A 14,912-nucleotide genomic window follows, 5' to 3' on the forward strand; every position below is an offset into this window, starting at 1 on the left:
ACTAGATCCGCATCGGCATCACCACATACTGGGCATCTTGGCTGTCAAAATCCTCAATAATGGCACTGCTGATGGAATCGCTCAGGCTGATCCGGATTTGGTCACATTTTAACGTATTCAGCACGTCCAGCACATAGGAGACGTTGAAGCCGATCTCCATCTCGCCAGCGGCATATTGTACGTCAAGCAGCTCCTCGGCTTCTTCCTGTTCCGGGTTGTTGGCGGTGATGCGCAGCAGGTTTTCCTGCAGATTGAGACGCACCCCACGGAATTTCTCGTTGGAGAGGATGGCGGCGCGGGCGAAGGCCTGGCGCAGATCCTCACGACCGGCGATCAAGGCCTTGTCGCTCCCCCGGGGAATGACGCGACGCCAGTCCGGGAAGCGGCCATCCACCAGCTTGGAGGTAAAGATGAAGCCATCCAGGGCGGCACGCAGATTGCTGCGACCGACCTGCAACCGCACCGGCTTGTCTTCCGCCTCCAGGAGGCGCACCAGCTCCAGCACACCCTTGCGGGGCAGGATGACCTGATGATCGGGCAGCGATTCCCCGACCACTTCGCGGCGGCAGGTGGCCAGGCGGTGACCGTCGGTGGCGACGGTGCGCAGGCCATGACCCTCGCTCTCGAACAGCATGCCGTTCAGGTAGTAACGCACATCCTGGCTGGCCATGGAGAACTGGGTCGCATCGATCAGCTTCTTCAGCTCCAGCTGGCTGATGTCGAACTCGAGCACGGATTCCCAGTCCTCGATGTTCGGGTACTCGGTGGCCGGCAGGGTCGATAGATTGAAGCGGGAACGACCGGAGCGGATGATGAGACGATCCCCTTCGGTGTTGAGACGAATATCCGCCCCTTCCGGCAGGCCGCGGCAGATATCCAGCAACTTGCGGGCCGGTACAGTAGTACGTCCATCCTGGCTGTCGCTGCTGAGATAGACCTGGCCTATCATCTCCACCTCGAGATCTGTCCCGGTCAGCGACAGCAGGCCATTGCTGACATCGAGCAGGACGTTGCCGAGGATGGGCAGGGTCGGCCGGCCACCCAGGGCACCGGACACCAGTTGCAGAGGACGTAACAGGGCCTCACGGCTAATTTCGAGCTGCATCTGTGCTCTCCGTTGTGATTAGGAGGAAAATTTTCGGATCAGGTTGGAATATTCGAGCCCCATCTGTCCACTCTGTTCCGTTATCAGGACGAGAGGGTACGGATCAGGTTGGAATAGTCTTCCTTGATGTCGTGACTCTCCTCCTTCAGCTGCTCGATCTTGCGGCAGGCATGAAGAACGGTGGTGTGGTCACGGCCACCAAAGGCATCCCCTATCTCCGGCAAACTGTGGTTGGTCAGCTCCTTGGCCAGGGCCATCGCCAGCTGACGCGGGCGGGCAACGGAACGGGAACGACGCTTGGACAGCAGATCCGCCAGCTTGATTTTGTAGTACTCCGCCACCGTCTTCTGGATGTTGTCGATGGTGACCAGCTTCTCCTGCAGGGCCAAGAGGTCGCGCAGCGCCTCGCGCACGAAGTCGATGTTGATGGCACGACCGGTGAAGTTGGCGTTGGCGATCACCCGGTTGAGGGCGCCTTCCAATTCACGGACGTTGGAGCGCAGGCGCTTGGCGATAAAGAAGGCCACTTCATCAGGCAGATGGATCTGGTTCTCGTCCGCCTTGCGCATCAGGATGGCGACGCGGGTCTCCAGCTCAGGCGGTTCGATCGCCACCGTCAGACCCCAGCCGAAGCGGGACTTGAGGCGATCCTCGACACCGTTGATCTCCTTCGGATAACGATCCGAGGTCAGGATGATCTGCTGGTTGCCTTCGAGCAGGGCGTTGAAGGTGTGGAAGAACTCCTCCTGGGAGCGCTCCTTGTTGGCGAAGAACTGGATGTCATCGATGAGCAGGGCATCGACGCTACGGTAATAACGCTTGAACTCTTCAATGGCGTTATTCTGCAGCGCCTTCACCATGTCCTGCACGAACCGTTCGGAGTGCATGTAGATGACTTTGGCGTCTTTCTTGCGTTCCTTGATGGCATTGCCAACGGCGTGCAGCAGGTGGGTCTTGCCCAGACCTGTGCCACCGTAGAGGAACAGCGGGTTGTAGGCGCCACCCGGATTGTCGGCCACCTGACGGGCCGCCGCACGGGCCAACTGGTTGGACTTACCTTCGACGAAATTCTCGAAGGTGTAGTTCACGTTGGTGTTGCTCTTGTGGTTCGGCTCGGGCTTGGCTTCCGCCTTGCTTTCCCAGCTCTTGTGAGAGTTATTCACAGGATCGACACCGCGCGCCGGCGCTCTGGCGACCGCGACGGGATGGGGACGATTACCGATGTCAAAACGCAGGGTGGGAGCATCGGCTCCGCACAGCTCGTTGATGATGCCATTGACCCGGAGCAGGTACTTGTCGCGTACCCAGTCCAGAACGAAGCGATTCGGTGCATACAGGGTCAGAGTATTGTCACTCAACTCCGCTTGAAGCGGCCGGATCCACATGCTGAATTCTGCCGAGGGCAACTCATCTTGCAGCCGGTTAAGGCACTGCTGCCATAGCGAAGCAGTCACTCTAGACTCCCGTCAATTGATTAAGTAAAGACCGGCTATTCTACGTTTTTAGTGGCTGGATCTCCAGTTGCCGCCGCACGGATCCAGCAAATAAGATCCTTGACTTTCAAGGATCCAACGCCCCAGGATCTGATTTCATCCCCAAAGTTACCCACAGCCACCGACCGGTGATGTGGACAGAATGAGACCCTGCTGCTGCGGTTATTTTATATAACCAAATATCATTTATTCTTTATATTTTATTCCAATAACATCAGCGCCAACCCGTGATTACAACTAAAAATACAGAACTACAGAGAGAGGAATCCCCATGAAGACCACCATCAAGCTGATTTCCGGCGCCGCCATTCTGCTGGCCAGCCTGTCCGGCCAGGCCATCGCCCAGGAAACCATCAAGGTCGGCATGTCCGGCAAGTATTTCCCGTTCACCTTCGTCAAGCAGGACAAGCTGCAGGGCTTCGAGGTGGACATGTGGAACCAGATCGGTGAGCGCACCGGTTACAAGGTCGAGTTCGTCACCGCCAGCTTCTCCGGCCTGTTCGGCATGCTGGAAACCGGTCGCGTCGATACCATCTCCAACCAGATCACCATCACCGACGAGCGCAAGGCCAAGTACGCCTTCTCCCAGCCCTACGTCTATGACGGCGCCCAGATAGTGGTGCGCAAGGGCAACAGCACCATCCACGGTCTCAAGGATCTGGAAGGCAAGACAGTTGCGGTGAACCTGGGCTCCAACTTCGAAGAGCTGCTGCGCAAGAACGACCCGAACAAGAAGATCGACATCCGCACCTATGACTCCAGCTTCGAGCAGGATGTCGCCCTGGGTCGTATCGATGCCTTCGTGATGGACCGCGTCTCCACCGCCCAGCTGATCAAGGAATCCAAGCTGCCGCTGCAACAGGCAGGCGCACCGTTCGAGACTATCGAGAACGCCCTGCCCTTCCTGAAGACCCCGGAAAAACAGGCCGTGCTGAAGAAGGTCGACGAGGCGCTGACCGCCATGCGTAAAGACGGCTCCCTGACCAAGATCTCGGAAAAATGGTTCGCAGCGGACATCACCAGCAAATAAATGATGGAATTTGATCTCGAGTACACGCTAGGGCTGTTTCCCATCCTGCTCAAATACCTGGGCACCACGATGGAAATGGCCCTGTGGGGATTCGTATTGGCACTCGTACTGTCGCTGGCCCTGGCGATAGTACGGGTCTTTCGCGTTCCCGCAATTCACTGGCTGGCGATGCTGTATATCTCGTTCTTCCGGGGGACTCCCCTGCTCGTCCAGCTGTTCCTGCTCTACTACGGGCTGCCGCAACTGTTCCCTGTCTTCGTGGGGATGGATGCCTTTACCGCCGCCATCATAGGGCTGACCCTGCACTTCGCCGCCTACATGGCCGAGTCGATCCGGGCCGCCATTCTCGGCATCCACAAGAGCCAGATGGAAGCTGCCCTCAGCATCGGCATGAGTCGATATCAGGCGATGCGGCGGATCATACTGCCGCAGGCGGCCCGCATCGCGACGCCGTCCCTGATGAACTACTTCATCGACATGATCAAGAGCACCTCACTGGCGTTTACCCTGGGAGTGGCCGAGATCATGGGCAAGGCGCAGATGGAGGCCTCCTCCTCCTTCAAGTTCTTCGAGAGCTTCATGGCGGTGGCCCTGGTCTACTGGGTAGTGGTCATCTTCTTCACCCGCTTGCAGCACCTGCTGGAAGTACGCCTCAATCGTGCTTACTAAGAGGATGCCAGCGATGATGAGCACGCCATTACCCACTTGCGGCACAGGCTGTAAGTACCTCTCAACAGCCGCGCCCATTGAAGGAGACCTGTCATGATCAAGTTAACGGGTCTTTCCAAGGCCTATGACGGCAATCAGGTATTGAACGGCATCGATCTGGAGGTGAAGAAGGGTGACATTGTCGTCATCATCGGCCCCTCCGGCACCGGCAAGTCGACCCTGCTGCGCTGCCTCAACCTGCTGGAGACCCCGGATGCAGGCACCCTTGCCATCGATGATCTGCAGCTGGATCTGGCCCATGCCAGCGAGCAGCAGGCCATCGAGCTGCGCAAGCGCGCCTCCTTCGTGTTCCAGAACTATGCCCTGTTTGCCAACAAGACGGCGCTGGACAACATCGCCGAGGGGCTGATCACCGTCTGGAAGCAGCCGAAGGCGGAGGCCCGTGCCACTGCGCTGGGCATCCTCAAGGACATAGGCCTCGCCGACAAGCAGGATGCCTACCCGGCGTCTCTCTCCGGCGGACAGCAGCAACGGGTCGGCATAGGTCGCGCCATGGCGGCTCACTCCAAGGTCATCCTGTTTGACGAGCCTACCTCTGCCCTGGATCCCGAATGGGTCGACGAGGTGCTGGGGCTGATGAAGGAGCTCGCCCGCCAGCACCAGACCATGGTGGTGGTGACCCACGAGATCGAGTTTGCCCGTGATGTCGCCGATCGGGTGATCTTCATGGAGGGGGGCCGGATCGTCGAACAGGGCCCGCCGGATCAGATATTGGTCGATCCCAAGGATCCCCGCACCCGGGAGTTCTTGCGAAAAGTACTGAAATAGCTCTCTCTTTGGCGGCCTGGCCGCCTTTTTTCTTGGTGGATCCTTGTTTAACCCGGGGTTGCCAGTATAATTCGGGGCCCTTGATCCTCTGGATCCTGCCAGCTTCTCCTGCTTATTGTTGAGCCAGAAGAAGATGAGAGGGAACGGCGGATTGACGAGAAGCCGAACTCTGTTTAGAATTCGGCCTCTTTTGCTAGTCGTCACACGCTATAGCTGGCGCGTCGGCTAAGTGTGACAATCAAAACTGTACAGAAATACGGAATCGAATCATGAAACGTACTTTTCAACCGTCCAACCTGAAGCGCAAGCGCTCTCACGGTTTCCGCGCTCGCATGGCTACCGCCAACGGCCGCAAAGTTCTGGCCGCTCGTCGTGCCAAGGGTCGTGCCCGCCTGGTAGTCTAATGCCTACCCAGCACACCTTCTCTCGGGAGTTACGTCTGTTAACTCCCGAACACTTCAAACGCGTTTTCGCCGAGCCTGTCCGGGCCGCTTCTCCGCAAATTACGCTTCTTGCTTGCCCCAATTCCCTCGAACACCCCCGTCTTGGCCTGGCTGTGCCCAAAAAAGCACTCAAGCGTGCCGTCTGGCGTAACCGTGTCAAACGAGTGGTACGGGAGAGCTTCCGTCTCAATCAGGCCAATCTGCCCGCTATCGACATCGTCGTCATAGCCAAGGGTGGCGTAAAGGAGATGGACAACGAAGAGCTGTTCAAGTTACTGGAAAAGCTATGGCGCACTCTGTCACGCCGTTGCAATGGGTAGCTATCAAACTGATACGCCTGTATCAGCTAATCATTAGTCCCCTGCTCGGGCCGCGCTGCCGTTTCACCCCGACTTGTTCCCAATTTGCGATAGAAGCAATCCGACTTCACGGTTTCATAAAAGGCGTTTGGTTAGCCAGCAAACGTCTATTAAAATGCCATCCCTTATCCGAGGGTGGTTATGACCCGGTTCCGCAACCAAAGCGAAGAAACTGAAGACTATGGAATCACAACGCAATTTACTCCTGATCGGTTTGCTGTTCGTGAGCTTCTTGCTCTGGCAACAGTGGGAGTCCGACAAGGCTCCGAAGCCGGCCCCGACTACCGTGGCCCAAACCGAACATTTCGTACCTGAAGCCGGTCAGACCGGTGATATTCCTCAGGTTTCCGAGCAAGCCAACGCCTCTACCGCACGCAAGCTTGTCACCGTCTCCTCCGACGTGCTCAAGCTGACCCTGGATACCCAGGGCGGTGACATCGTCTCTGCCGAACTGCTGGCCCACAAGCTGGAAGAAGGCAAGGAACAGCCGTTCACCCTGCTGACTAGCCAGCCTGCGCACCTCTATGTTGCCCAGAGTGGTCTGGTGGGCCGCGATGGTCCTGACAGCCAGCCCCAGGGTCGTCCCACCTACGAAGCCGCCCAGACCAGCTACCAGCTGGCCGACGGTCAGGATCAAGTCGTCGTGCCGATGACCTGGACCGACAGCAAGGGCGTCGTCTTCACCAAGGAGTTCATCCTCAAGCGGGGTGACTACGCCATCGGCGTCGATTACAAGATCGACAACAAGTCTGCCGAGCCGGTTCAGGTGCAGTTCTACGGTCAGCTGAAGCAGACCGTGACCACGCCGAAGGACCAGGAAGGTCATGCCATGGTGGCCAGCGCCTACCGTGGTGGTGCCTTCTCCAGCGAAGATACCCGCTACAAGAAATACACCTTCGACGAGATGAAGGATGCCGACCTGAACAAGACCACCAAGGGTGGTTGGGTCGCCATGCTGCAACACTACTTCGTCTCCGCCTGGGCACCGAATGCCGAGGACACCAACAGCTTCTACAGCCGCGTGATCCCGGGTAAAGACCAGGCCATCATCGGCTACAAGGCGCCGCTGGTTGACGTGGCTGCCGGTCAGCAGGCCGAAGTGAACGCCAAGCTGTGGGTCGGTCCCAAGTTGCAGGATCAGATGGCCAAGGTGGCAAACCACCTGGACCTGACCGTCGACTACGGCTGGCTCTGGTTCATCGCCCAGCCGCTGCACTGGTTGCTGACCGTGTTCCACGGTTTCGTCCAGAACTGGGGCCTGGCCATCATCATGCTGACCCTGCTGGTACGCGGCATCATGTTCCCGCTGACCAAGGCCCAGTACACCTCCATGGCCAAGATGCGCATGCTGCAACCCAAGCTGGCTGCGCTCAAGGAACGCTTCGGTGACGATCGCCAGAAGATGTCCCAGGGCATGATGGAGCTGTACAAGAAGGAGAAGGTCAACCCGCTCGGCGGCTGTCTGCCGATCCTGGTGCAGATGCCCATCTTCATCGCCCTCTACTGGGCACTGATGGAGTCTGTCGAGCTGCGTCACGCGCCGTTCGCCCTGTGGATCACCGACCTGTCGGTGAAGGACCCCTTCTTCGTGCTGCCGATCCTCATGGGTGCCTCCATGTGGTATCTGCAGAAGATGAGCCCGACCACCATCACGGACCCGATGCAGCAGAAGGTGATGCAGTTCATGCCGATCATCTTCACCTTCATGTTCCTCTGGTTCCCGGCAGGTCTGACCCTGTACTGGCTGGTGAGCAACGTCATCTCCATCATCCAGCAGACCATCATCTATCGTCAGCTGGAGAAGAAAGGCCTGCACTCACGCACTTGATACGCAGCCCATCTTCCCTGATGACAAAAGAGGCGGCCTTCGGGCCGCCTTTTTTATTACAATGTCCCCCAATTACCGAACAGACGAGTCAAGCAAGATGACAACAGATACGATCGTGGCCCAGGCCACCGCCCCCGGCCGGGGTGGCGTCGGCATAGTCCGCGTCTCAGGCCCCGCCGCCGAACGAGTCGCCGAAATCGTGCTCGGTCGGCTGCCCAGGGTGCGCTATGCCGAATATCTGCCGTTCAAGGACGAGCAGGGCCAGCCTCTGGATCAGGGCATCGCCCTGCTGTTCAAGGCCCCCAACAGCTTCACCGGCGAGGATGTGCTGGAGCTGCAAGGCCACGGCGGTCCCGTCATCCTGGACATGCTGATACGCCGCATCCTGCAGATCGAGGGCATCCGCCCCGCCCGTCCCGGCGAGTTCAGCGAACGCGCCTTCCTCAACGACAAGCTGGATCTGGCCCAGGCCGAGGCCATCGCCGACCTGATCGAAGCCTCCAGCGAGCAGGCCGCCCGCAGTGCCATGCACTCCCTGCAGGGGCAATTCTCCGGCAAGATCCAGCAACTGGTGGAGAGTCTCACCCGGTTGCGTATCTATGTGGAGGCCGCCATCGACTTCCCGGACGAGGAGATCGACTTCCTCTCAGACGGCAAGGTGGCGGGGGATCTGTACGCCATCATGGCGTCGCTCGACGACGTGCGCGGCGAGGCCAAGCAGGGCGCCCTGCTGCGGGAAGGGATGAAGGTGGTGATCGCCGGCCGTCCCAACGCCGGCAAGTCCAGCCTGCTCAACGCCCTGGCGGGCCGCGAGTCCGCCATCGTCACCGAAATCGCCGGCACCACCCGCGACGTGCTGCGGGAACACATCCACCTGGACGGCATGCCGCTGCACATCATCGACACCGCCGGCCTGCGCGATACCCAGGACAAGGTGGAGCAGATCGGCATAGAGCGTGCCTGGGCCGAAATAGAGCAGGCCGACCGGGTGCTCTTCATGGTGGATGGCACCACCACGGATGCGGTCGACCCGCGGGAGATCTGGCCGGAATTTGTTGATCGGTTGCCAAAAAAGATCGGCCTCACCGTCATTCGCAACAAGGCCGACCTGACCGGCGAGGATCTGGCACCTAGCCAGGAACTGGGCCACGCAGTCTACCGCATCTCAGCCAAGACCGAGCTGGGGCTGCCCGCCCTGCGCGAGCACCTGAAGGCCTGCATGGGCTTCCAGGGCAACACCGAGGGGGGCTTCATGGCCCGCCGCCGCCACCTGGACGCTCTGGAACGCGCCGCCGAGCGGCTGCTGGTGGCCAGGGAGCAGCTGGAAGTGTTCGTGGCCGGCGAGCTGGTGGCCGAGGAACTGCGCCTGGCGCAGGAGTCCCTCTCCGAGATCACCGGCGAGTTCAGCTCGGACGATCTGCTGGGCCGCATCTTCTCCAGCTTCTGCATCGGCAAGTAAACCTGCACGGCAGGCAATGAAAAGCCCGGGATGATCCCGGGCTTTTTTTGTGCATTTTTTATCCGAAACCTAGAGGCGGCGCAGGCACCACATGAAGTAAGCGCCCCCTAACAGGGTGGAGACCAGCCCGACCGGCACCTCCTGCGGGAACAGGATCTGCTGGCCGACCCAGTCCGCCAACACCATCAGCAGGGCCCCGCATCCCGCCGCACCGAGCAGGTGCCAGCGGGCCCGCACCAGCCCCATCAGCTTGGCCATGTGGGGGGCCAGCAAGCCGGCGAAGGAGAGCGGGCCTATGACCATGGTCGCACTGGCGGTGAGCACGGCCACCAGCAGCAGTATGATGAGCTGGGCGCGGTTGAGACGGATGCCGAGGGCCGTCGCCACCGCCGGCCCCATGGGCATCAGATCGAGCCAGCGGCTCACCAGCAGGCAGGCCGCCAGCATCAGCAGCGCCAGCCCCGTCAGGGCATAGGCCACCGGCAGGGTGACGTAATAGGTGGAGCCGGACATCCAGGAGAGCAGTTGCTGCACTCGCAGATCGCCGTTGGCCAGGGCGATGGCCTGCAGCGGCTCGAATAGCGCCGTGATGGCGATGCCGGAGAGCAGGATCCGCTCTGGCTGGAAGCCGTGCTTGCGGTTGACCAGCACCAGCAGCAAGAGGCAGCCGAAAGCGCCTATCACGCCCCCCAGCAGCATCATGGGCAGCGGCAGGGCGGGCAGCAGCAAGGCCGTCGCTATCACCCCCATAAAGGTGCCGCCGCTCACCCCCAGCAGCTCGGGGCTCGCCATGGGGTTGTTGCTGACCCGCTGCAGCAGGGTGCCCGCCAGTGCCAGCAAGACCCCGGCAGCCCCCGCCGCCAGGGTACGCGGCAGGCGCCACTCCAGCTGGGCCTGCCACCTGAGCCAGCTCGGCCAGCTCCAGCCGTGCATCCCCTGCCCGACCAGCAGGGACGCAACCACCGCCAACAGCAGCCCCATCAACAGCAGGCCGATAAGGCGAGCGGGCGCCCCATGGCGCGCCACCGTCAGGCCGCTGGCGGCCTTGGGAGCGCCTGACTTGAAGGCAAGCCGAGGGATAAGCCAGAGCAGCAGAGGGGCCCCCAGCAGTGCCGTCATGGCCCCGGTCGGGATCAGCACAGGCCAGAAGCGGCTCAGGGATTGCAGCAGCAGATCCGTGGCCGCCAGCAGCAAGGCACCCAGTATGGGGGCCCACAGCAGGCGCTGGCCGAGCTGCCTCACCCCCAGCAGTCGCACCATGGCCGGTGCCGCCAGCCCGATGAAACCGATCAGCCCCACCACGCTCACCACGCAGGCGGTGACGAAGACCGCGAGCCCGAGGCCGGCAAAACGCAGCTGCCTGAGGGAGACCCCCAGGCTGCGGGCGCTGGCATCGTCCAGCTCCAGCACGCCCAGGGGGCGGACCAGCAGCGCGGCCAGGACGCCGGCCAGCAGCAGCCGCGGCAACAGATAGAGGACGCCGCTCCAGCTGTTCTGGGCCAGGGAGCCGCTGCCCCACACCAGCAGGCCCTTCAGCTCCTCCTGGAAGAAGAGCAGCAGCCCCATGCTGATGGCCGCGAGATAAAGGTTGATCACCAGCCCGGCAAAGACGATGACCACGGGATTGAGCTGGCGCCGCCAGGCCAGGGCAAACACCAGCGCCATGGCGAGGCTGCCACCGGCCATGGCGATCCACTCCCTGCCAATCAGCAGCCAGGAGGGGGCGAACAGGGTCACCATCATCAGCGCCAGCTGGGCGCCGGAGGCCACCCCCAGCGTGGTGGGGGACGCGAGGGGATTGCGCAGCACCTGCTGCATCAGGGTGCCGGCCAGCCCCAGGGCGGCACCGGCCAGCAGGCAGACCAGCAGCCGCGGCAGCCAGCTGAAGTGAATGACCGCCTGGCGGGCATCGTCCAGCTCGGGGGAGAAGAGCGCCTGCCACCAGAGGGAGCCCGGCAGCTGGCGCGCCAGCTCACCACAGGCCAGCGCCAGGGTCAGCGCCAGCAGGCAGAGGCCCGGGCGCAGCAAGGGAGAGGAGACGAAACGATTCATTGGGCTTCTCCCTTGAGGGCCACGTTGGCCTGATCTTGCAAAGCCTCGCCGAGCAGGGTGGCGAAACGACGGGCGGCCAGCATGCCGCCGAAACTCCAGGTCGCAGGCAGATGCAGTACGGGCGCGTTCTGTACCAGCGGCAGGTGCTGCCAGAGCCCGGGCTCCTGCAGCTTCTCGCTCACCCCCACGGGAACGGGTTCCACCACCACCAGCCTGGCCTCGGGAATGGCCAAGAACTGCTCGAGGCTGGCCACCGAGAAGCCCCAGGCATTGGTCTCCCCCTGCCAGGCATTGCGCAGGCCGAGCCGCTGCATCACCGCCTCGAACAGGCTGTGGCGGCCAAACACCCGTACATGGCGCTCGTCGATGAACTGCACCACCAGCAAGGGGGGCAGATCGGCGGGCAGCGCCCCCTTCATCTGCGCCAGATCCCGCTCCAGCGCGGCGAGCTGGCGCTCGGCCTCGGCGGTTCTGTTCACCAGCGCGGCTATGGTCAGGGTCGCCTCGCGCAGTCGCGGCCACAGCTCTGCATCGGGCTCATAGAGGGCGATGGACTGCACCGGCGCGATGCGGGAGAGGGTCGGCGCCAGGGGGGCCGCCAGCGGGGAGATGAGGATGAGATCGGGCTTGAGCTCAGCCAGCAGTTCCCGGTTGGGCTGGGCCCGCAGGCCGATGTCGATCACCCCGGCGGGGAGCCGGGGTTCGCCGACCCAGGCACGATAGGAGTTCACATCCCCCATGGCCAGCGGGGTCACGCCGAGGGCCAACAGGGTTTCGGCTATGGTCCAATCCACGGTGGCGATGCGCGGAACAGTGCCGTCGGCAGCAGGGGCTGCGGGCGGTGTCTCGGCCTGCGCCGCCAGCGGCAACAGCAGGCTGACGAGGCAGGGGGCCATCTTCAATAAAAGGTTCAAGAGCTCCCCCGGTCAGACGATGGCGATGGCGTAGTCATGGGCCGGATGGCGAATGACCTCCATGGGGATGCCATGGTGCATGGAGTGCAGGGTCTCGCCAGTCTGCAGTGATATGGGTACAAATAAACGCATCGGGATAACAAACCTTGTCTAAACGATGGCGATGGCGTGGTCATGGGCCGGGTGGCGAATGACTTCCATGGGGATGCCGTAGATGGCATGCAGGGTCTCGCCGGTCATGATGTGTGAAGGCTCGCCATGGGTCAGCAGACGACCACCGTGCAGCGCCACCAGCCGATCGCAGAAGCGGGACGCAATGTTGATGTCGTGAATGACGATGATAACCCCGAGGTTGAGCTGGCGACTGAGCTGCTTGACGAGGGTGAGCACCTCCACCTGGTGGGCCACATCCAGGGCGGCCAGCGGCTCGTCCAGCAGGATGAAGCGGCTCTCCTGGGCCAGCAGCATGGCCAGCCAGACCCGGCCCCGCTCGCCGCCGGAGAGGGTATCCACCAGCCTGTCGGCAAACCCCTCGGTATGGGTCAGCGCTATGGCCTTGTCGACCTGACGGTGATCTTCCGCCCCCATGCGGCCCAGCAGGCCGCGCCAGGGATAGCGCCCCATCTCCACCAGCTCCCGGCCGAGCAGGTTCTCGGCGCTCGGCAGGTGCTGGGGCAGATAGGCCACCTGACGGGCGAAGTCCCGGTTGCCCCACTCCAGCAGCGGCTTGTCATCGAACAGTATCTCGCCATCGCTCAGGGGCTGCTGGCGTGCTAGCAGCTTGAGCAGGGTGGATTTGCCCGAGCCGTTGTGGCCGATGAGACCATAGACCTGCCCCTGCTCGAAACGCAGGCTGGTGGGTTGCAGCAGGGTGCGGTCGTTGACCGCAAAGCTGGCGGCTTTCATCTCAAACATGATCTGCTCCCGTGCTGGCTCTGTGCTCGACGCTCGGGTCGGTGAGCGCCATGGCTCGGCGAACGTTCACCATAAAGCCGGCAGATTTCCTCTCAAACATGATTCATTCCTGTACTGAAAGGGGTTGGCGCTCGCCTCCCCCTTGCGGCCGGTATCAGACCGGCACCTCGCTATCGAGATGAGCGACCGCATCCCGGCTCACCTGCTCGCGCCGCTCGCCGGTCAGCTCGGTGAGCTGGCCCTGACGCATCTCCAGCAGGCGATCCGCCAGGGAGAAATAGAGATCGTCGTGGCTGATGGCGATCACCGTCTTGCCCATCTCCTTGAGGCGCGGCAACAGCACCTGATAGAAGATGCGGCGGAACTGGGGATCCTGATCCGCAGCCCACTCGTCAAACAGCATCACCTCGCGCTGCTCCGCCAGTGCCAGCAGCAGGGCGACCCGCTTGCGCTGCCCCTGGGAGAGATCGATGTTGGCGATAAAGCCCTCTTCGATGGTCAGCTTGCTGCCCATCTGCAGCCGCTCCAGCCACTCGGCCACCAGGTCCTCTTTCGGCTCAGGCCCCAGCAGGTGCTGGAACAGGTGGTAGTCGGTGAAGATGGCGGAGAAGAGCGCCAGGTAGGCGTTGCGATCGGTGATCGGCTTCCCATCCAGCAGGATCCGGCCCGATACCGGCTGATAGAGCCCGGTCAGCAGCATGGCCAGGGTCGACTTGCCGGAGCCGTTGCCGCCAATGATGAAGATCTGCTCCCCCCGCTCAATGGTCAGATTGATGGGGCCCACGGCGAAGCCGCCCTCACCCTGATAGTGAAAGCTCACCTGCTCCAGCTCGATGCGCTGCCAGGCATTGGGGGCCGGCGGCAGCGGGAACTTGGGCTCCGGCTCGGCCAGATTCAGGGTCGCAATCTTGTCGAACGCCACCTGGGCCGAGATCAGGGTCGGCAGGGCGCCGATGCCCTGCAGCAGCGGGGTGCGCAGGAACAGCAGGGTCAGGGCGAAGGTGGCGGCCACATTGGTGTTGGCCCAGCCGAGGCCATTGGCCAGGAAGAAGACCAGGCCTATGGCCCCCAGCATCATGATGTTCGACCAGTTCACCGCGCTCAGGTGATAGGTATCGGCGCGGATGATCTCCCGGCGGTAGTCCCGGGCGTTCTGCTCATAGAGCTGGTGGTAGACGAAGTGGGCCCGCTCGCGGTTGAGCGCCAGCTCCTTGCTGCCCGCGATGATGGACTGGTAGTTCTGGTAGAGCCTGTCTTCGGCCTGACGCATCCGGGCCAGGTGGCGATAGACCCGGTTCACCAGCAGCCAGCCCACCACCATGGTCACGGTCACCCAGAGGGCGGTGACACCGAGCAGGGCGGGAGAGAGCAAGCCGAGGTAGAGGATGGAACCCAGGGTGAGCACCAGCCCCTGCACCAGCTCCGGCAGGCGCACGAAGGCGATGGTGATCTGGCCGATGTCGCTGGAGAGGGAGGCCAGCAGCGGCCCCTGCCCTATCTGGCGAATGCGGGCGACGTCGGTGTCCAGCAGTTGCTTGAGCAGGCGGCCGCGCAACCGGTAGACGAAATGATGACCGAGGGTGGTCAGGGCCAGCTGAGAGCCGAGCGTGATCACCAGCAGCAAAAAGATAAGGCCGACAAGCTGACCCAGGATCGGCAACGGATCGCCGACTGACTCGATAAGATATTGATTTATAAAGGCAATGACACCTATCCCGCTCACCGCGCTGAGCAGGCTGAGCAGGGTAATGGCGATGAAGGGCCAACGGTATTGGCGGTAAACCAGTGACAAGAGTTCCATGACAGGCCTGTGTACA

14 protein-coding genes are annotated in these 14,912 nt (G+C 61.9%); 8 read left to right on the forward strand and 6 right to left on the reverse strand.

What is annotated here, in order from left to right; translation table 11 throughout:
* Position 1: 1 nt before the first annotated feature.
* Both dnaN and dnaA read right to left on the reverse strand, forming a co-directional pair.
* Positions 2-1,105, reverse strand: coding sequence for a DNA polymerase III subunit beta (gene dnaN, locus ACB030_RS13270; protein WP_025325184.1), 1,104 nt, complete (start codon positions 1,103-1,105; stop codon positions 2-4).
* An 83-nt stretch (positions 1,106-1,188) separates the two neighbouring features.
* Positions 1,189-2,559, reverse strand: coding sequence for a chromosomal replication initiator protein DnaA (dnaA, locus tag ACB030_RS13275; protein WP_025325183.1), 1,371 nt, complete (start codon positions 2,557-2,559; stop codon positions 1,189-1,191).
* A 310-nt stretch (positions 2,560-2,869) separates the two neighbouring features.
* Here dnaA and ACB030_RS13280 point away from each other — a divergent pair, with 310 nt between their 5' ends.
* From ACB030_RS13280 to mnmE, 8 genes are all read left to right on the forward strand, one after another.
* On the forward strand, positions 2,870-3,628 hold the full coding sequence (locus ACB030_RS13280) for an amino acid ABC transporter substrate-binding protein (RefSeq protein ID WP_042650677.1): 759 nt from the start codon (positions 2,870-2,872) through the stop codon (positions 3,626-3,628).
* On the forward strand, positions 3,629-4,297 hold the full coding sequence (locus ACB030_RS13285) for an amino acid ABC transporter permease (RefSeq protein WP_139437129.1): 669 nt from the start codon (positions 3,629-3,631) through the stop codon (positions 4,295-4,297). It abuts the gene before it with no gap.
* A 93-nt stretch (positions 4,298-4,390) separates the two neighbouring features.
* Positions 4,391-5,125 (forward strand): amino acid ABC transporter ATP-binding protein, encoded by a 735-nt coding sequence (locus tag ACB030_RS13290; RefSeq protein WP_371160386.1) that lies wholly within the window; start codon positions 4,391-4,393, stop codon positions 5,123-5,125.
* A gap of 269 nt (positions 5,126-5,394) precedes the next feature.
* A complete protein-coding gene (rpmH, locus tag ACB030_RS13295; protein WP_005307156.1) occupies positions 5,395-5,529 on the forward strand; it encodes a 50S ribosomal protein L34 in 135 nt (44 codons plus the stop codon).
* Positions 5,529-5,888 carry a ribonuclease P protein component gene (rnpA, locus tag ACB030_RS13300; protein WP_025328882.1) on the forward strand — a complete coding sequence of 120 codons (360 nt, stop codon included), beginning with the start codon at positions 5,529-5,531 and terminating at the stop codon, positions 5,886-5,888. Before rpmH ends, rnpA begins: the two co-directional genes overlap by 1 nt.
* On the forward strand, positions 5,855-6,103 hold the full coding sequence (gene yidD, locus ACB030_RS13305; protein WP_010672280.1) for a membrane protein insertion efficiency factor YidD: 249 nt from the start codon (positions 5,855-5,857) through the stop codon (positions 6,101-6,103). Before rnpA ends, yidD begins: the two co-directional genes overlap by 34 nt.
* Positions 6,104-6,108: 5 nt before the next feature.
* Positions 6,109-7,755, forward strand: coding sequence for a membrane protein insertase YidC (gene yidC, locus ACB030_RS13310; RefSeq protein WP_371160388.1), 1,647 nt, complete (start codon positions 6,109-6,111; stop codon positions 7,753-7,755).
* A gap of 97 nt (positions 7,756-7,852) precedes the next feature.
* Positions 7,853-9,214 (forward strand): tRNA uridine-5-carboxymethylaminomethyl(34) synthesis GTPase MnmE, encoded by a 1,362-nt coding sequence (gene mnmE / locus ACB030_RS13315; RefSeq protein ID WP_371160390.1) that lies wholly within the window; start codon positions 7,853-7,855, stop codon positions 9,212-9,214.
* 69 nt (positions 9,215-9,283) lie between these two features.
* Here mnmE and fhuB read toward each other — a convergent pair whose 3' ends face one another.
* The 4 genes from fhuB to ACB030_RS13335 form a co-directional block, all read right to left on the reverse strand.
* On the reverse strand, positions 9,284-11,266 hold the full coding sequence (gene fhuB / locus ACB030_RS13320) for a Fe(3+)-hydroxamate ABC transporter permease FhuB (RefSeq protein WP_371160392.1): 1,983 nt from the start codon (positions 11,264-11,266) through the stop codon (positions 9,284-9,286).
* A complete protein-coding gene (locus ACB030_RS13325) occupies positions 11,263-12,162 on the reverse strand; it encodes an ABC transporter substrate-binding protein (protein ID WP_371160439.1) in 900 nt (299 codons plus the stop codon). The genes fhuB and ACB030_RS13325 overlap by 4 nt, the downstream gene beginning before the upstream one ends.
* Before the next feature lie 168 nt (positions 12,163-12,330).
* On the reverse strand, positions 12,331-13,095 hold the full coding sequence (locus tag ACB030_RS13330) for an ATP-binding cassette domain-containing protein (protein WP_371160394.1): 765 nt from the start codon (positions 13,093-13,095) through the stop codon (positions 12,331-12,333).
* Positions 13,096-13,249: 154 nt separating this feature from the next.
* A complete protein-coding gene (locus ACB030_RS13335; protein ID WP_371160396.1) occupies positions 13,250-14,896 on the reverse strand; it encodes a multidrug ABC transporter permease/ATP-binding protein in 1,647 nt (548 codons plus the stop codon).
* Positions 14,897-14,912 lie beyond the last annotated feature (16 nt).

Origin of the sequence: Aeromonas sp. S16(2024) (assembly GCF_041403065.1) — a bacterium.
Lineage (GTDB): Bacteria > Pseudomonadota > Gammaproteobacteria > Enterobacterales > Aeromonadaceae > Aeromonas.